This window comes from Clostridium sp. AM28-20LB (assembly GCF_003480665.1).
GTDB classification, from domain to species: domain Bacteria; phylum Bacillota; class Clostridia; order Lachnospirales; family Lachnospiraceae; genus Otoolea; species Otoolea fessa.
Window position 1 is genome coordinate 574,319 of the sequence record NZ_QUJN01000002.1, and the last position, 19,422, is coordinate 593,740.

General features: G+C 50.0%; 15 protein-coding genes. All 15 read left to right on the forward strand.

Annotated features, from left to right (window positions below; genetic code table 11):
* Window positions 1–6: 6 nt before the first annotated feature.
* The 15 genes from DW739_RS07490 to recQ all read left to right on the forward strand — a co-directional run bounded on the left by DW739_RS07490 (window position 7) and on the right by recQ (window position 19,381).
* Complete coding sequence (locus DW739_RS07490; protein ID WP_107000642.1) at window positions 7–1,287, forward strand: ATP-binding protein; 1,281 nt, start codon at window positions 7–9, stop codon at window positions 1,285–1,287.
* Entirely contained in the window at window positions 1,288–2,133 is an 846-nt protein-coding gene (locus tag DW739_RS07495) for a DNA-binding domain-containing protein (RefSeq protein ID WP_022359963.1), read from the forward strand.
* Window positions 2,134–2,288: 155 nt separating this feature from the next.
* Window positions 2,289–3,476: a sodium/glutamate symporter gene (gene gltS / locus DW739_RS07500; protein ID WP_118469477.1), complete on the forward strand. Its 1,188-nt coding sequence runs from the start codon at window positions 2,289–2,291 to the stop codon at window positions 3,474–3,476.
* A gap of 435 nt (window positions 3,477–3,911) precedes the next feature.
* Window positions 3,912–5,264, forward strand: a complete 1,353-nt coding sequence (gene gdhA / locus DW739_RS07505) for an NADP-specific glutamate dehydrogenase (RefSeq protein WP_117796258.1) — start codon at window positions 3,912–3,914, stop codon at window positions 5,262–5,264.
* Window positions 5,265–5,540: 276 nt separating this feature from the next.
* Window positions 5,541–6,689, forward strand: coding sequence for a TAXI family TRAP transporter solute-binding subunit (locus tag DW739_RS07510; protein ID WP_243022519.1), 1,149 nt, complete (start codon window positions 5,541–5,543; stop codon window positions 6,687–6,689).
* Between the two features lie 41 nt (window positions 6,690–6,730).
* Window positions 6,731–8,728: a TRAP transporter permease gene (locus DW739_RS07515; protein ID WP_182426688.1), complete on the forward strand. Its 1,998-nt coding sequence runs from the start codon at window positions 6,731–6,733 to the stop codon at window positions 8,726–8,728.
* A gap of 310 nt (window positions 8,729–9,038) precedes the next feature.
* Entirely contained in the window at window positions 9,039–9,953 is a 915-nt protein-coding gene (locus DW739_RS07520) for a S1 RNA-binding domain-containing protein (protein WP_118742849.1), read from the forward strand.
* A 71-nt stretch (window positions 9,954–10,024) separates the two neighbouring features.
* Window positions 10,025–10,756, forward strand: coding sequence for a GTP pyrophosphokinase family protein (locus tag DW739_RS07525; RefSeq protein WP_347560988.1), 732 nt, complete (start codon window positions 10,025–10,027; stop codon window positions 10,754–10,756).
* Window positions 10,757–10,768: 12 nt separating this feature from the next.
* On the forward strand, window positions 10,769–12,586 hold the full coding sequence (locus tag DW739_RS07530; RefSeq protein WP_118742851.1) for a glycerophosphodiester phosphodiesterase family protein: 1,818 nt from the start codon (window positions 10,769–10,771) through the stop codon (window positions 12,584–12,586).
* A gap of 38 nt (window positions 12,587–12,624) precedes the next feature.
* A complete protein-coding gene (gene dtd, locus DW739_RS07535) occupies window positions 12,625–13,083 on the forward strand; it encodes a D-aminoacyl-tRNA deacylase (protein ID WP_022359969.1) in 459 nt (152 codons plus the stop codon).
* 20 nt (window positions 13,084–13,103) lie between these two features.
* Window positions 13,104–14,498 carry an aminopeptidase gene (locus DW739_RS07540; RefSeq protein WP_118742852.1) on the forward strand — a complete coding sequence of 465 codons (1,395 nt, stop codon included), beginning with the start codon at window positions 13,104–13,106 and terminating at the stop codon, window positions 14,496–14,498.
* 276 nt (window positions 14,499–14,774) lie between these two features.
* A complete protein-coding gene (gene tig / locus DW739_RS07545) occupies window positions 14,775–15,911 on the forward strand; it encodes a trigger factor (RefSeq protein WP_118742853.1) in 1,137 nt (378 codons plus the stop codon).
* A gap of 38 nt (window positions 15,912–15,949) precedes the next feature.
* Window positions 15,950–16,537, forward strand: coding sequence for a xanthine phosphoribosyltransferase (locus DW739_RS07550; RefSeq protein WP_118471362.1), 588 nt, complete (start codon window positions 15,950–15,952; stop codon window positions 16,535–16,537).
* Window positions 16,524–17,318, forward strand: coding sequence for an HAD family hydrolase (locus tag DW739_RS07555; RefSeq protein WP_243023745.1), 795 nt, complete (start codon window positions 16,524–16,526; stop codon window positions 17,316–17,318). The genes DW739_RS07550 and DW739_RS07555 overlap by 14 nt, the downstream gene beginning before the upstream one ends.
* A gap of 194 nt (window positions 17,319–17,512) precedes the next feature.
* On the forward strand, window positions 17,513–19,381 hold the full coding sequence (gene recQ, locus DW739_RS07560) for a DNA helicase RecQ (protein ID WP_118742854.1): 1,869 nt from the start codon (window positions 17,513–17,515) through the stop codon (window positions 19,379–19,381).
* Window positions 19,382–19,422 lie beyond the last annotated feature (41 nt).

Genomic DNA, 19,422 nt, shown 5'->3' on the forward strand with positions numbered 1-19,422 from the left:
GCAGAAATGAAATCCTGGAGACGAACATTAGCGATAGGCTTTATCATAGCGATAACTTCGCAGCTGTATTGGAACGTATTTGTCAACAATTTCCGTGTGTCAGCGTCGGTTATCCTGCTTCCGGTGCTGATTATGACAGTCGGAAGCCAGATTCACACGATGACGATCTGTACGGTGACGTCGATCATTGTTTTTTTGTTCCGAATTGTGATATATTATCTGCAGGGAATGCCATCCGAGATGCTGGTACAGCTTGCGATGCCCGGAGCATTCTTTTATATCGTGTACGGCATGATGTTCAAGCTGCAGATCCGGAATAAACATATCGCGAATCTGGAAAATGTGATTGCGGCGGCATTTTTCTGTGACTTATGCTCGAATATATTCGAAAACTTCCTGGCGGCGCTTCTTAAAAACAATGCGATGCCGGGACCGGATATAATTCAAAAGCTTTTTATGATCGCTGCAGTCCGCACACTTTTTGTGGCACTGGCACTGATCGGAGAACAGCAGTACCGGCTTCTTCTTACGAAAGCGGATCATGAGAGCCGTTATCAGCGGTTATTTCTTATGACAACGGGACTCAAGACTGAGATTTACCTGATGCATAAGAACACCGAGGAGATCGAGCGCGTCATGAGCAATGCATACAAGCTCTATGAGCAGATTCTGGAAAAGGATCTTCCACGGGAAATGCAGCAGATGGGACTTGAGATAGCGCGGGATGTCCATGAGATCAAGAAAGATTACATCCGCATCATTCAGGGCATTGAGGAGGCGATCGAGGAAGAGTCGAACGAGGAAACGATGAGCCTGCAGGATCTTCTTCGGATTCTGGAATCATCCACCTACCGGACCATGGCGGAGAAAAAGCTGGATATCCGTCTGATGTTTGACTGCCGGGACAATTTTATGACGCAGGAACACTACCAGCTTATGACGATTCTCAAAAATTTGGTAGGAAATGCGGTGGAAGCGATCGAATCGACGAAAAAAAGTGGGATGATCTGGATTCGGGAGTACAAAAAAGATGGTAATTATGTGTTTGAAGTAGCGGACGACGGACCGGGAATTTCAGAAAAACATCTCCCACGGATTTTCAATATGGGATATTCAACGAAGTTTGATGAAAAAACCGGCAATATATATAGAGGCGTCGGGCTCTGCGGTGTGAAAAACGCGGTAGAGGAGCAGTTTGAAGGTAGTATTTCAGTGGATTCGGAAGAGGGAAGAGGAACGAAATTCCATATTGAGATACCGATAGCGAAATTGGAGGAAATAGAGTAAATGGAGATTTATATTGTTGAAGATGATATGTCAGTGATCAGCGTCCTGCAGGATATTATTGAAGATAATGATCTGGGAATTGTCTGCGGTACTTCAGAGGGACAGCCGGCGGATGTGGATGATATCCTGGCAAAGAATCCGGATATGGTTCTGATTGATTTCCTGATGCCGGAAAAGGACGGTGTTCAGGTCATGCGCGAACTGCGGGAAAGAGGCTGCAAGGCAAAATGCATCATGATTTCCCAGGTGGCGGCAAAAGAATTGATCGGCAAGGCATACGATGCGGGCATTGAGTTCTTCATCAGCAAGCCAATCAATATCATTGAGGTAAAATCGGTCATCCGTAATGTGGATGAGCAGATCAAGAATGAGAAAACACTGACGAATATTAAGAAAATGTTCATGGCAGAGATCGCGGATATGCCGAAGGAGAAGAAAAAAGATGACGGTTACGGCAGAAAGGTGCTTTACATTTTAAACCGTCTCGGCATGTCCGGCGAGAAGGGCGGCGACGATATCCTTCGGATCTGCGAGTATCTGCACAACAACGGACGCCCGATCTCCCAGGTCAGCATCGGTCAGCTCTGCGAGCTTTTGAGCGATGCGCCGAAGAACATGGAGCAGCGTGTCCGCCGTGCGATCGCGGTCGGCATGTCGAACCTGGCACATTTGGGTATTGAGGATTTCATGAATGAAACCTTTACTGCATACTCCAGCACCCTGTTCCCATTCGAGGAAATCCGGGCAGAGATGGATCACATCCGCGGTAAACGCCGTTACGGCGGCAAAGTCAGCATCAAAAAGTTCATCGACAGCCTGATGCTGGCGGTAGATCGTGAGGTATAACGGGTAGATTTACAAAACTTTCCAATTTATTTATCATAAGTTAAAAAAATGTTATAAAAATTTTATGTTTTTATGATGGATCTTGTAGTTTTTTGTCGGGGCTACAGTATTATACACCTGCGAGCAAGAAAAAAAAATAGGTTGGAGGTAGTTGTATGAAGACAATCGAGCTTGATATGTATCAGGCAACCGCAGTTGCGGCACTTGTACTGTTACTGGGACGTGTTCTGGTAGCTAAAATTTCTATTCTTCGTCGGTATTGTATTCCGGCACCTGTAGTTGGTGGTTTCCTTTATGCAATTGTTCATACCATCGTAAGAGGCATGGGCATTCTGGAAATTTCCTGCGACATGACACTTAAAAACGTATTCATGGTAGCTTTCTTCTGTAGCGTAGGTTTCACAGCATCCTTCCGTATGCTGAAGAAGGGCGGCGTTCAGACAGTTGTATTCCTGGCTCTGTCAGCTGTTATGGTAATTCTTCAGAACGTTCTGGGGGCTGGTCTGGCAAGCGTATTTGGTCTGGATCCTCGTCTGGGTCTGGCAACCGGTTCCATCCCGATGGTAGGTGGTCACGGTACTGCTGGTTCCTTCGGACCGTTACTTGAGGAATTAGGCGTAGCAAATGCGAGCGTTGTAGCTATCGCTTCCGCTACTTATGGTCTGGTTGCAGGCTGCGTAATCGGTGGTCCTATCGCAACTGCTAAGATCCGTAAGTACAAACTGTCCGCAGTTGCTGAGGCAGCTACTAAGACTGAGACTGTAGAGACAGATGAGACTGGTGCAATCGATTCCGCTAGAATCCTTGACGGTCTTCTGTACTTAATCGTTGCTATCGGTGCTGGTACTATCGTATCCATGTTCCTTGGCAAGTTTATGACATTCCCGTTCTACATCGGCGCAATGTTAGTTGGTGCTATCATCCGTAACATCATGGATGTTCAGAACAAAGAGATCCCGATGGAAGAGATCAGTACACTGGGCGGTGCTTCCCTTTCCGTATTCCTGGGTCTGGCTATGATCGATATGAAGCTGTGGCAGTTAGCTGAGCTGGCTGTACCGATGGTAGTTATGCTTCTTGCACAGACAGTACTTATGTTCTTCTATGCAAACTTCGTTGTATTCAACGTACTTGGCAAATCCTACGATGCTGCTGTTATGACCAGTGGTTTCTGTGGATTCGGTATGGGTGCTACCCCGAACGCTATGGCAAACATGCAGGCAATCACCGGCGTATATGGTCCGGCTCCGACTGCATTCATGGTAGTTCCGCTGGTAGGTTCCTTATTCATCGACTTTGTAAACGCAACTATCCTGACAGGATTCATCAGCTTCCTGGGCTAATAGATGCGAATTTCAAGAGGTCTGCTTTTGGGCAGGCCTCTTTTTTTGCGTAATAGGAAATTTCTTGGAATTTTCTATCACACAAAAAGGAACGAATGTGCCAATGATACGTACTCGCGCGAAGATGCAGGTTGTCGCAAGCGGCCGCGCGAGACGCCCGAATGTGCCAGGACACATTCGTTGTCCATCCCCGAGTTATAATCAAGAACAATATAACTCCATAAGCAAATGATAATAACATCTATAAGACTATTTTTATTTGATTTTGCCGAAGAGATGATATATAATACATTACAGAAACAGAAAAGTTCACAAAAACGATTTGGAACCAGAGGGAAAATTGTACAAGATAGATGAATATATCATCGAGTATTAGTGGTAACCATAGTTGAGTGAGCTATTCAAACTTATATACATATCAGGAGGTATTATCTAATGAGCAAGTATGTTGACAGAGTTCTTGCAGAACTCAAAGAGAAAAACGCACATGAGCCGGAATTCCTTCAGACTGCAGAGGAAGTATTATCTACTCTGGGTCCGGTTGTAGATGCACATCCGGAGTACGAGAAGGTAGCTCTTCTTGAGAGAATGGTTGAGCCGGAGAGAACAATCGAGTTCCGTGTTCCGTGGGTTGATGACAACGGTGCTGTTCATGTAAACCGTGGCTATCGTGTACAGTTCAACGGCGCTATTGGACCGTACAAAGGAGGCTTACGTTTCGCTCCTTCTGTAAACCTGTCTATCATGAAGTTCTTAGGCTTCGAGCAGACATTCAAAAACAGCTTAACAACTCTGCCGATGGGCGGCGCTAAAGGTGGTTCTGACTTCGATCCGAACGGCAGAAGCGACAACGAGATCATGAGATTCTGCCAGTCCTTCATGACTGAGTTATATCGTCACATCGGACCGGACGTAGATATCCCGGCTGGTGACCTTGGTGTAGGCGGACGTGAGATTGGTTATCTGTATGGTCAGTACAGAAAACTTCGCGGTGCATTCGAGAACGGTACTATCACAGGTAAGGGAATGTCCTTCGGTGGTTCTCTGGTTCGTCCGGAAGCAACTGGTTACGGCGCTGTTTACTATGTAGAAGCTGTTATGAAACATGAGAACGATACAATCGAAGGCAAGAGCGTTGTTGTATCTGGTTTCGGTAACGTTGCTTGGGGTATCTGCAAGAAACTGGCTGAGCTGGGTGCTAAGGCTGTTACCCTGTCTGGTCCGGATGGATACATCTACGATCCAGATGGTGTTGTAACTGAAGAGAAGATCAACTACATGCTGGAGATGAGAGCTTCTGGACGTAACAAAGTTCAGGATTACGCAGACAAGTTCGGCGTACAGTTCTTCCCAGGTGAGAAACCGTTCGGCGTTAAGGCTGACATCATTATGCCGGCTGCTACTCAGAACGATGTTCGTATGGAAGAGGCTAAGAAGATCGCTGCTAACGGCATCAAGTACTACATCGAGGTAGCTAACATGCCAACTACCAACGAAGCTCTGAGATTCTTAATGGATCAGAAGAACATGGTAGTAGCTCCGTCCAAGGCTGTTAACGCAGGTGGCGTTCTTGTATCTGGTCTTGAGATGAGCCAGAACAGCGAGAGATACAGCTGGACAGCAGAGGAAGTTGATTCCAAACTTCATCAGATTATGACTGGTATCCATGATGGTTCCGCAGCAGCAGCTGAGAAATACGGCTTAGGCTACAACCTGGTAGCTGGTGCTAACATCGTTGGTTTCCAGAAAGTTGCTGACGCTATGATGGCTCAGGGTATCTGCTGGTAGTCAGTAGTTCCCCATACCATATGGAGTGAATGTATAAGTAATATAATTGCATAACGCAGTTACATAAAAGAACTGCTGATTCGGACAACCTGGTGACAGGAAGTCCGGATCAGCGGTCTTTTTTGCGTAATAGGAAATTCCTTGGAATTCCCTATTACGCAAAAAGGCACTAACGTGCCAAGGAATAATTCTTCCCTCCCACACATAAAATAGTAATGGTAATTTTTGACAGTCTATCTAAGACGTAAATGTTCAAGCAGGGAGGAGAATGAGAGAATGAGAAGAACAAAAAAGACGAAAAAAATGAGAATGCAGGGACACATGGCAGTAGCAATTTCCATGGCGATGGCGGCAGGGCTGGCGCTGACGGGATGCGGCAGTACCGGAACGACAGGAGTATCGGCAGAGACATCTGCGGGAGGTAAAAATGAAGCCGGGAGGAATACTGCCGGTAACACAGCAGGCGGACAGGAAGAAAGTCAGAGTGGGGCTGGCGCTGCGCAGGTGACAGACACGAAAAAGGGCGGAAAGGATGGCGGAACCAGCCTCATTTTCACGACGGGAGGCGATCAGGGTACATATTATGGATTTGGCGGCGTGCTTGCAGGAAAGATAGGGGAATCGACCAGCACTTCGGTGACGGCGATCACATCGGGCGGTTCACAGGCAAATATCGAGGCGCTGGATGCACATGACGCGGATTTGGGATTTGTGCAGTCGGATGTCATGGCATATGCCTACAATGGTACGAATCTCTTTGAAGAATATGGAAAAGTTGCTGATTTCTCGACCGTGGCGGCGCTCTATATGGAGCAGGTGCAGATTGTTACGCTGGATCCGTCGATTCAGTCGGTAGCCGATCTGGAAGGCAAAAATGTTTCGGTCGGCGCGGCGGGGTCAGGCGTCTATTATAATGCGGTGGATGTGCTGGGAGCATATGGATTGGATATCGAAAAAGATATAAATCCGACGTATCAATCCTTTGGGGACAGCGCAGAGGCGTTGCAGGATGGCAAGATTGATGCGGCATTTGTCGTAGCGGGTGCACCGACGACCGCAATCACCTCCCTGGCAGCGACGAAGGATGTGTATCTCGTCAGCCTGGACGATGAGCATATGGATCAGCTGATTAAAGAATCGCCATATTACAGCAAAAACACGATCCCAGCGTCCGCGTATGGAACGGATGAGGATATCAGGACGGTGGCTGTCGGTGCGGTAGTAGTGGCGCGCGATGACGTTCCGGCAGAGGATATCTATAACTTCTGCTATGGCGTCTTTGAAAATATGGATTCCATCAAGGCGGCGCATGCGAAGGGAGCGGAGCTGAACCTTGAATTTGCCACTTCGGTCACAGCGGTTCCGTATCATCCGGGAGCAGCGGATTATTTCGCAGAGAAAGGGATGGAGGTGCCGGTGAAATAAGGGGGAAACCCAGAAATGAAGTATGAAAGGGGGTTATACGAATGGGTGAATGGAAGGAAAAGAAAAACAGGGCACCAGATCTAAAATACCTGGAACGTGAAAGCCTGAAAAAGGGCGATTCGGACACAGGGACAGCTGCGGATGTTGAGTTAGTCATGAAAAAATATGACCGCGAGTCCAACACGCGCGTCTGGCAGGGGAAACCAGCATCGATCATCCGGTGGCTGTCGGTATTATTTTCCGTTTACAGCATTTATGTGACGCTTTTCAGTACCGCCTTGCCGGAAATCCGGTTGTCGATGTTTCTGGGAATGATTCTGATTCTCGGGTATCTGCATTATCCGATTCAGAAGGGAGACGGACGCATCAACCATATGCCGTGGTACGACTGGGTTCTGATGGCAGTGGGGGCGGTTCCATTTTTCTATTTTGCGGCGAACGCGCATGCGATCATTAAGCTGGCGACGCGGGTCACGAAGAATCCGGTTATGGTGCTGATGGCGATTCTGGCGGTGCTCTCGCTGATGGAACTTTGCAGGCGTTGTGTGGGAATCCCGATTCTCTGTGTGGTCGGTGCACTGCTTGTATATACATTTGCGACGGTGCGTTTTGGAAAGGTTATTTATGATTTATTTTACACGACGAGCGGCGTTATGAATACGCCGATCAATGTCTGTGCAAAATATATTGTGGTCTTTATCATTTTCGGGGCGTTTCTGGAACGGACGGGGATCTCGAATTTTTTTATCGACCTGGCGAACTGTCTCTGCGGTTCCTCGGCGGGCGGTCCGGCGAAGGTGGCGGTTATCTCCTCGGCGCTCTGCGGGATGGTATCGGGATCTTCGGTTGGAAATACTGTCACAACGGGTTCGGTCACGATCCCGATGATGAAAAAATGTGGTTACCGCCCGGAATTTGCCGGAGCAGTGGAGGCGGCTGCTTCGACCGGCGGGCAGATCATGCCGCCAATCATGGGCGCGGCAGCATTCCTGATGGCAGAATATATGGGCGTGCCGTATGCGACGGTGGCGCTGAAAGCGATTCTTCCGGCAGTGCTGTATTTTGCGGGTATTTATATCGCAGTGCATCTGGAGGCACAGAAACTGGGACTTCGTGGAATTCCGCGGGAGGAACTGCCGCAGATGCGGGTGCTGATGAAACAGATCTATCTGCTGGCACCGTTGATTGTGCTGGTGGTGCTGGTATCGACAAATACATTTACGATGCAGTTTTCTGCGTCGGTAGCGATCTTTGCCGCGATTGCGGTCGGTGCTCTGAACCGGAATAACCGGATCACGCTGAAAAAGATTGTGGATGCGCTGGAGGCAGGCGGACGCGGCACGATCACGGTGGCGGTTGCCTGTGCGATGGCGGGGCTGGTGGCTGGATGTATCACATCGACCGGTCTGGCATCGAAGCTGATCACGGCAATTGTGGCAGTTTCCCAGGGAAAACCGCTGATCGCGCTGTTCCTGACGATGTTATGCTGTATCGTGCTTGGCATGGGCGTTCCGACGACGGCAAATTACTGTATTATGGCGGCGACCTGTGCGCCGATTCTGATTGCACCGGAGATCGGGATCAATCTGGTCTGCGCGCATTTCTTTGTTTTCTATTTCGGAATCGTGGCGGATATCACACCGCCGGTGGCATTGGCAGCTTATGCGGGTTCCGCGATCGCGAAAGCGCCTCCGATGAAAACGGCGCTCAATGCGACGCGGCTGGCGGTTGCCGCTTTTATCGTGCCGTATATTCTGGCATTTAACCCGGCGATGGTATTCATCGACACGAATGCACTGCAGGTTGTGCAGATCTGCATCACCTCGCTGCTCGGTATCTTCGGGATTGCGGCGGCGCTTAACGGTTTTCTGTTTGGATGGCTGTCCGTTGTAGAGCGGCTGGTTTTGATCGTGGGCGGTCTGTGCATGATGGATCCGGGCGCATGGACGGATCTTCTGGGACTTGTGTTGGTTGGCGGTGTGACATTCTGGCAGAAGAACCATGGATTGGAGAAAGATGCGGAGACGGGTGTTGGATGAATGAATTTGCATTGCAGTTTACATAACGTGTAAACTGTGATGTGAAGTGTGTGTAAACGTAGACCGCACAGGCGCAGGCATGTGCGGTCTTTTGTGGCATAGGAAACTTCGTGCGGTTTCAGCAAGATATGTTTTTTGTTTCCGGTGGGATGTTTGCAAACCAGAGGCTGTGAATCGGGCGGTAGCGAATCGATTTTAAGATAATTTTCACAAATTCACTCTGGAAATATCGGGTGGAATATGGTTAAATAGTCAATAGAGTTTTGCCACCCAAAAGAGTGTAGAAGGAACGGAAAGGAGAAATACCAGGATGGATGAGAATAAAGAGTTGGTAGAGACAATGGAGGACTATGCCGAGGAGCTGGAGGCGTCTTTCAAGCGTCTGCATGAGGGCGATATTGTGACTGGCACGGTTGTTGCAGTGACGGACGACCAGGTGCTGGTGGATTTGAAATATTTTGCTCAGGGCGTGATTGACCGTGAGAATCTGAGCAATGATCCGGATTTTAATATGAAAGAAGAGATTCAGCCGGGCGACCTGCTCACGGCAACGGTAATTCAGACCGACGACGGCGAGGGCAATGTCGTTTTATCCCGCAAGGAGGCGAATGACAGGATGACGTGGGAACATTTCCGTCAGCTGCTCGATGAGCGCACACCGCTTGAGGTTACTATTTCCGAGGTCGTAAGCGGCGGTGCGGTTGCGATGGTGGAAGGCGTGCGCGGCTTTATACCGGCGTCGAGACTGGATGCAGCGTATGTCGAGGATCTGGACAGCTGGAATGGAAAGAAGATTCCGGTGCTGGTGATTGAGGCGGATGAGGAGAAGAAACGTCTCGTCCTGTCCGGCAGAGAGCTGGCGAGAGAAAAACAGGATGCGGAGAAGAAGAGCCGGATTGCGCGCTGTGAGACCGGCGCGATCATGGAAGGAACGGTCGAGACAATCAAGCCATACGGCGCGTTTGTTCTGCTGGAAAATGGCTTAAGCGGACTGGTACACGTTTCCCAGATGAGTAAAAAGCGCGTGGAGAATCCGGGTGCAGTCGTAAAGGTGGGACAGAAAGTGACGGTGAAAATCCTGTCTACCGCAAATGGCAAACTAAGCCTCAGCATGAAAGAGGTAGAGCCGGACGAAGCGCCGGAAGAGGAAGTATTTAATTATCATGAATCAGGCGAGGCGACAACCGGGTTTGCCGAGCTGTTAAAGGGCTTTAAATTTGACTAAATAGCAGTAAAGGAGAGGGAAAATTGAATATCCCTGAGACGTATAATCAGCTTGACCAGTGGACGACAGTCATGTTTCTGTACAATTCTGCCCTGAAAGCGATTAACACGAAAATTGAAATTTTAAATAACGAGTTTATTCATTTATATAATTACAATCCGATCGAGCACATCAAATCGCGCCTGAAAACGCCGGAGAGTATTGTCAAGAAGCTTAAACGTGGTGGATATGAGGTGACGATCCCGAACATGATTGAGCATCTGAGCGATATTGCGGGCATCCGTATTATCTGCTCGTTCAGCCCGGATATTTACCGGATCGCGGAGATGATCGCGCGTCAGTCAGATGTGACGGTGCTGGTGGTGAAGGATTATATCAAGAATCCGAAGCCGAACGGATACAAGAGTTACCATATGGTTGTGACGATCCCGATTTATCTAAGCGATGGTCCGGTGGATACGAAGGTGGAGATCCAGATACGGACGATAGCGATGGATTTCTGGGCAAGTCTGGAACACAAGATTTATTATAAATTTGAAGGAAATGCGCCGGATTATCTGGAGCAGGAACTGAAAGCCTGCGCGGATATGGCGGATATGCTGGATAATAAGATGTTTTCCCTGAATCAGGCGATCACGAAGATTGCGGAGGAACAGGCGAAGGAGAAGGAAGCTGCGAAAGTGGCGGAGGAAATGAAGAAAGCAGAGCGGGAGGATGTGCCCGCGGGGAACGAGCAGGAGCCGAAAGACGGGAAACGGAGCGGGGAATCTGCGTCCAGGAACCGGAAAGAAGCCGGAGAGTAAGAGACGAAGAAAATGAAGATACGCAGGCGGATGGGTGAGACAAAGCAGATTGTTCAGGTAAATGGGGGGAATATTCTGCTGTTTGAGCTGGCTTTCCGTTTGCTCACGCTGCCGCTTCTTTTGCAGGCAGTGGCGGCGCTGTTCCGGCTGTCGGTGCGCGCGTCTGGCTACAGTTATGTGACGGTCAGCAATCTGGTTTCCTACCTGCTGCGGCCGGTTACGATCGCGATTCTGGTTTTGATGGCAGCGATCCTACTGGTGGGAGTTTCCATCGAGGCGGCGGGACTTCTGGCGGCATATCAGGCGGCGGCACTCTCGCGGAAAATGAGTGCTTTTTCGATGTTTGCGGCAGGCATCCGTCTGACGGTATCAGAGATCCGAAAGCGGAATCTGAGGTTGTTTCTGGTGCTGGCGGTTCACGGCCTGGTGCTTCATTCATTTTTGATTTACCGGATGTTATGTCATGTGAAGGCGGTCAAATTTATCCTTCCAGCGCTTCTGGCGGAGAACTGGGGGCGGCTTTTACTGGTTGGCGTGATTGTTGGCGCGGTTGTGATTTCACTTCCGACGATTTTTATCTGTTTTGGCTGTATGCTGGAGCAGCGGTCGTTTCGGGGCGGATTTCTGCGAAGCAGGGAGCTGCTGCGCGGTAATCGGGTACAGGTAGTTGGGACGCTTGTTTTGTGCAATCTGGCAGTTACGGCGGTAACGGTGGTGCTCTATCTGATTGCGGTTGTGATTGTGGCGGTGTTTGCTGTCTGGTTTGCGGACCGGCGTCTGGAATTGATTCTGGTTTTAGAGGCGCGCGACCGGATCGAGATGGTTTTGATGCCGCTCATGAGCATCGCGCTGATGTCGGTCAATTATGGCGCATTGACGGTGTTATATGTGCAGCTGGACCGGAAACGTCAGAACAAAGAGCGCTGGAAGTTTGAAGCTGGCGAACATGCGGGTCTTCCGTGGATGAGCCGCCGCAACCGGATGGCGGCGCTGGCACTTCTGACGGCATTGAGCGCCGGAGCAATGTATGACGCTTTTTACCGGGGCAATGTGCTGGCGGCGGATCAGCTGAGGGAAGTGCAGCTCACAGCGCATCGGGGCGCATCGACGAGCGCACCGGAGAACACGATGCCTGCGATGGAGGCAGCGGTCGATCAGATGGCGGATTTTGCAGAGCTGGATGTGCAGGAGACGCGGGATGGTGTGCTGGTATTGTTCCATGACAGCACTCTGGAGCGGATCGACGGGACGCGGCGGACGATCCGATCGCTTTCCTGGGATGAGCTGCAGCAGGTAGATGCCGGTGGCTGGTATTCGGAGCAGTACAGCGGGACGCGGATTCCGAAGCTGGAGGACGTTATCGAATATGTCAGGGGACGGATGATGCTGAACATCGAGATCAAATATGACGGCGCGTCGAGCGATCTGCCGGAAAAGGTCGTGGACTGTATCCGGGAGAATGATTTCGTGGAACAGTGCGTCGTGACATCGACGAGTCTTTCTTATTTAAAGCGGGTGAAGGCGGCGGATTCGGATATTTATACGGGCTATATCCTGTCGGCAGCATATGGAAGCTATTACGAGGATGATGCGATCGATTTTATCAGCCTGATCTCCAGTTCAGCGAACCGGAAGCTGGTCGAGCGCGTCCATGCCTGTGGTAAGGAGGTTCATGTCTGGACGGTCAATAAAAAGAGTGAACTGGAGCGAATGAAGATGATCGGCGTCGATAACATCATCACCGACCGGCCGATCCTGGCGCGGGAGGTCATTCTGGGCGAGGAAAATGCGGAGAATCTGCTGGCGCGGCTGAGGGCGCTGCTGCGGTAAAGAAAGATTACAGGAAAAATAAAAATCAGGAGAAAAACATGAGATTTGTACTACAGAGAGTCAAACACGCGAGTGTAAAGGTAGACGGCGAGCTGATCGGCTCGATCGGCCGTGGATATATGGTGCTGATGGGCGTCAGCGACACCGACACGGAGGAAATCACCGACAAAATGGTGGATAAAATGTGCAAGCTGCGTATTTTTGAGGATGAGAACGGCAAGACGAACTGTTCGCTGGCGGATGTGGATGGCGAGATCCTGCTGATCAGCCAGTTTACTTTGTACGCGGACTGCAGCCACGGAAACCGCCCGGGCTTTACGGGTGCGGGAAATCCAGAACTGGCGAACCATCTCTACGAACACGCGCTGGCGCGCTGCGCCGGACAGGTGCGGAAGGTCGAGCACGGTATTTTCGGGGCAGATATGAAGGTCGAGCTTTTAAACGATGGACCATTTACGATTCTGCTGGATAGTGATACGATAGTGAAAAAGAAATGATTTGCAAAAGGAGGAAGGATATGTCAGTAGCGAAAGAACAGAGAGAAAAACTGATCTGGGAATTTCCTAATATTGGAAAGAAAGCCCCGGAGCAGGAGGAAAAGGCATTTGCATATTGCGAGGGATATAAGGAGTTTTTAAATGCGGCAAAGACCGAGCGCGAATTTGTGCGCGAGGCGGTGCTCCGCCTGAAAGAGGCTGGTTATGAGGAGTTCGAAGAAGGAAAAATCTATCAGCCGGGCGACAAGGTATACCAGATCAACCGCAAGAAAGCGCTTCTGATGAGCACGTTCGGAAAACGTCCGCTGGAGGACGGCGTCCGCATTAACGTGGCTCACATCGATTCCCCGCGCCTGGATCTGAAACCGAACCCGCTGTATGAGAAGGCAGAGGCGGCATATTTCAAGACCCATTATTACGGCGGTATCCGCAAATACCAGTGGGCGACGATCCCGCTGGCGATGCACGGTGTTGTGATTTTAAAGGACGGCACATCGATGGATATTTGCATCGGCGAAAAAGAGGGTGATCCGGTCTTCTGCGTGACCGATCTGCTTCCGCATCTTGCCGCACAGCAGAATGAGCGGAAACTGAAAGACGGCATCAAGGGCGAAGAATTAAATATCATTGTTGGATCCCTGCCGTACCCGTGCGAGGAAGAAGACTCGATCAAGGAGCCGGTCAAGCTGCTGGCGCTGTCGCTCTTAAATGAGCGCTTTGGCATGACGGAGAAGGATTTCCTGCGTGCAGAGATCGAGTTTGTGCCGGCAGTAAAGGCAACAGATGTTGGTCTGGACCGCAGCCTGGTCGGCGCTTACGGACAGGATGACAAGGTGTGCGCGTACACGGCACTGACCGCAGAGATGAAAGCCAAGTCCCCGGAATATACGACTGTTACGATTCTGGCAGATAAAGAGGAGATCGGTTCCGTTGGAAATACCGGCTTAAATTCCGATTTTACCCTGCATTATATCGAGGGACTGTGCAAGGCAGAAAATGTGGATGTCCGCAAAGTGCTGAAGCATTCTCTGTGCCTGTCGGCGGATGTCAATGCGGCGTATGACCCGACGTTTGCGAGTGTATTTGAAGAAAAAAACTCCTGCTATCTGAATAAGGGTGTCGTTTTGACGAAATATACGGGTGCGCGTGGCAAATCCGGCAGCAACGACGCGAGCGCGGAGACGATGGCGAAAGTGATCCAGATCATGGATGAGGCAGGCGTATACTGGCAGATCGGCGAGCTGGGCGCAGTAGACGTCGGCGGCGGCGGTACGGTTGCCCTGTTTGTGGCTGGCATGGATGTAGACGTTGTGGATATGGGTGTTCCGATTTTATCCATGCATGCCCCATTTGAGCTGGCATCGAAACTGGATATCTATAACACATATCTGGCATTTGCAGCATTTTGCAGCTAAAAAACAGCCAGAAAATTCCGTCAGGAAAGACAAAACGTTTTTTTCTGGCGGAATTTTTTATCAAATAATTCATATCCGGTTTCCTTAAATTGGGAAAAGTGATGAACTATGAAAAAAGAGTTGCTGAAAATATAAAATATTGAAAAATCGCTTTTGCGACAGGCTGGTTTGTGGTATGATGATTGGTAAGACATACGTGCACATATATCATATGTGCGTTTGAAAGCCAGGTGCCGGATGGCGCAGGCAGGAAATTGAGAGATAGAGGACGACTAAATGAAGAGATGGAAAATAGCAGGCATCTGTCTGGCGGTTGCGGTAGCAGCAGCGGCATCTGGATGCGGAAAAAAGACAGGGACTGAGACGACCGCAGCAGAGAGCACGGCTGCAGAGACAGAGGAGTATGTCGCAGAGAGCAGCGTGAAGCTGGGCGAGTACAAAGGCATCGCTGTGACCGTGACCGAGGCATCCGTGACGGACGAGGAAGTAGAAAACCAGATTCAGCAGGTGTTGAATTCAAAGGCCGAGTACCGCGAGGTAGACCGGGCAGCCCAGACGGGCGATCAGGTCAACATTGACTATAAGGGACTTTTAGACGGTGAGGCATTTGAGGGCGGTACCGCCGAGGGCTATGACCTGACACTGGGATCCGGCAGCTTTATCGATGGATTCGAGGATGGGCTGGTCGGCGCTGTGAAGGGCGATCAGAAAGACTTAAACCTGACCTTCCCGGATTCGTATCCGAACAACCCGGATCTGGCAGGTAAGGCGGTTGTATTTGAGGTAACGGTCAATGCGGTCAAGGAGCGCTCCGTTCCGGAACTGACGGATGAGTTTGTTGCTTCCGTATCACCGGATGATGGAACCGTGGAGAAATACCGTGAATCCACCCGTGAGAACCTCTTAGAGCAGAAACAGCTCTCGATTGACAATCAGAGAGATACAGATATTCTCAATGCGGTTGTGGACAATTCAGAAGTTGTATGCTCGACTGCATCGATCGACGAGGCATATGATACACAGTTAAAGGCATACACCAACATGCTTTCCTCCTACGGCGTCGATCTGGCGACCTATGCGGGTATGATTGGAAGCGACGAGGACAGCTTCAAGCAGAAGATCCGAGAGGAAGCCAAGGAAATGGCGAAACAGTCCCTCGTTTTAAATGAGATTGCGAAGCAGGAAAATATCACGATCGACGATTCGGACAAGGAAGCACTGGCGAAACGCTACGGCTACGAGAGCCTGGAGACGATGCTTCAGAACGATAACATCGATCAGAAGATGGTGGACGATACGGCACTGATGCAGAAGACACTTGATTTTCTGGTAGAAAATGCCAAGATCACCGTCAGCACTGAGGAGAACAATGCGGCGCTGAATACAGAAGCAGCCGAGGACGAGGCGGAGTAGAAAGCGTCTCATAAAAATACAGATAAGGGGATAGACATATGCAGATTTTATACGACAGAATCCGTAAAGATGGAATCGTAAGAGCAGGAAATGTATTGAAAGTGGATCGTTTCCTGAATCACCAGATGGATATTCATCTGTTCCAGGAGATCGGCAAGGAGTTTAAACGCCGTTTTGAGGGTGAGGAGATCAACAAGATCCTGACGATCGAGGCGTCGGGTATTGGTATTGCCTGTATCGTAGCCGAATATTTTGATGTTCCGGTTGTATTTGCCAAGAAAACAAAGACGAAAAATATTGCCGGAGAAGTGTATACAACGAAGGTTGAATCGTTTACCCATGGCACTGTATATGATATTATTGTGTCCAAGGAGTTCCTTGGAAAAGGCGATAAGGTTCTGGTTATCGATGATTTTCTGGCAAAGGGCAAGGCATTAGACGGTCTGACCACTTTGATTCAGGATTCGGGAGCAGAATTAGTTGGTGCGGGCATTGTCATTGAAAAAGGTTTTCAGGACGGCGGCAAACGCATCCGTGATAAGGGCATCCGCGTTGAGTCACTGGCGATCGTAGACAGCATGAATGCAGAGACCGGGGAGATCATATTCAGAAATGAAGATAAATAAAAAAGCATTGTTTTTTGATATTGATGGAACATTGTTTAGTGAAAAATTAAGGCAGGTACCGCAAAGCGCGGTGCTTGCCTTAAAAAAAACAATGGAAAAGGGAAATTTGACATTTATTAATACGGGGCGGACCTGGTGCCAGACGTCCAAAATCCGGGAGGAAGCGCCGGTAAACGGGTTGCTCTGCGGCTGTGGTACCTATATTTCCGTGGATGGAAAGACACTCTATGACCAGAGAATTTCGCCGGAACGGGCGGAGAAACTGAAAGAGGATATTCTGCGGTTCCGGATGGATACAGTGATGGAGGGCGTGGATGCCTGCTTTTTCCGGCCAGATGGGGTGCAGACCGAAACGATGCGGGCGATCCGCTCGATTCTCGACCAGAGCGGCGCGGTTTCGGCAAAGAACTGGTCGGATCCGTCCTTTTCGATCAGTAAATTTTGCGTGGCAGTCGGAGCAGACAGTGATCCGGCGGGATTTTTTGAGACACTTCGGGATTTTGAGGTGATTGACCGGGGCGGCGGCTTCTATGAGTGTGTGCCGATGGGGCATTCTAAGGCGAGTGCGATCGAGTGGATTTTGAAGCAATATGAGATCGCGCTGGAGGACGCGTGGGTCTTTGGAGACAGCATGAACGATCTGTCGATGTTCCAGTATGTGCCGAATGCGGTTGTCATGGGAAAACACGATGCCGGGCTGGAGCCGTATGCGACGTTTACGGCGAAGACCGTGGAGGAAGATGGGATTTACCGGGCGATGGAAGAGCTGGGGCTTTTGTAAGGAAGCAATGGTTTGGTGTTTGATATATATATGTATAAAGAGTGAAATTTGTGTGGATGTGTGGAGTTCAGAGAAACATCCTGTGGAGAGAAGTTTCAGGAAAGATTGACCTGGTGGATGTCTGAGACTGGAAATGCTCAAGATTGTGGATAGTTGAGACAGAACTAGAATGAAAGGGTGTTGGATAAAGATATATGAATTATGAGAAATCGGAAAAATATGAAGTTCTCAAGCGGTATTTCGGATATGACAGTTTCCGAGAAGGACAGGAAATGCTGATTGATGGGATTCTTGATGGGCGTGATGTGCTGGGAATCATGCCGACGGGCAGCGGAAAATCACTGTGTTATCAGGTTCCGGCATTGATTCTTCCGGGAATCACGCTGGTGGTGTCACCGCTGATTTCTCTGATGAAGGATCAAGTCACGGCACTCAATCAGGCGGGCGTCCACGCGGCGTATCTGAACAGTTCGCTGACGACGGCACAGTATTATAAGGCGCTTGGGTATGCGCGCGAGGGGCGTTATCCAATCATTTATGTGGCGCCGGAGCGTCTGATGACGGAGGCATTTCTTGATTTTGCGATGCACGTGGATATTGCGATGCTGGCGATCGATGAGGCGCACTGCATTTCCCAGTGGGGACAGGATTTCAGACCGAGTTATTTGAAGATTGTTGATTTTATCGAGAAGCTGCCGAGGCGTCCGGTGGTCAGTGCTTTTACGGCGACCGCGACCAAGGAGGTCCGGGACGATATCATCGACATTTTGCAGTTACAGAACCCGGTGATGCTGACGACGGGATTTGACCGGAAAAACTTGTATTTTGCAGTGGAGACGCCGAAGGACCGCTATGCGGCGATCCGGGCATATCTGGAGGCGCACCCGGGGCAGGGAGGGATTATTTACTGTCTGACCCGCAGGAATGTTGAGGAGATCTGTGAGAAGCTGATCCGGGATGGATTTTCAGTGACGCGTTACCATGCGGGACTTTCCGATGCAGAGCGGCAGAAGAATCAGGATGATTTTATCTATGACCGGGTTCCGGTGATGGTGGCGACCAATGCGTTCGGCATGGGAATCGACCGGTCGGATGTACGGTTTGTCCTGCACTGCGGGATGCCGAAGAACCTGGAAGCCTACTATCAGGAGGCAGGACGTGCCGGGCGTGACGGCGAACCGGCGGAGTGCATCCTGTATTATAGCGGGCGGGATGTGGTGACGAACCAGCTCTTTATTGAGCGGAACCAGGACAATCAGGAGCTTGACGACTATACGCGGCAGGTGGTGCTGGAACGTGACCGGGAACGCCTGAAAAAGATGACGTTTTATTGTTTTACGAATGAGTGCCTGCGTGATTATATCCTGCGGTATTTCGGCGAATATGGAAGTAATTACTGCGGAAACTGTTCGAATTGTATGACGCAATTTGACACGATCGACATTCAGGCGGCGGCAGAGAGTCTCTTAGGCTGTGTGCAGTCGTGCGGACAGCGCTATGGAACAACGGTGATTCTCGACACGGTTCACGGGGCGAATACGGTTAAGATCCGCAATTACCGGATGGATGAGAATCCGCATTATGGGGAGCTGGCGAAGGAGAGCGTCGTGCATCTGCGCCAGATGTTTAATTTCCTCCAGGTGGAGGAGTATCTGTTTGTCACGGCGGATGAGTATTCGATTGTCAAATTGACGGAAAAAGGTGCGGCTTTCCTGGAAGCACCGGAGCCAATCGAGATGAAGATGGCGAAGGAGCGGGAAAAACAGGCAGCTGGAAGCAGCAAAAAGAGCCGCCGGGGCGCGAAGCTTCCAGCCGGGGCAGCCGAATTTACGGAGAAGGAAGAGACGCTCTTCGAGTCACTCCGCGCGCTGCGCCGCGAGATTGCATCCGAGGAAAAAGTGCCGCCGTATATCGTATTTTCTGATAAGACGCTGACGCATATGTGTATTTTAAAACCGGTCACGGAAGCGGAGATGCTGGAGGTGTCCGGCGTGGGTGCGTATAAGTTTGAAAAATATGGAGAACGGTTTCTGGAGTGCGTGCGGAAGTTCTTAGGACAATAAGCGGGAATCCTCGGCAATTCAATTACCGAGATGAAAGCGCA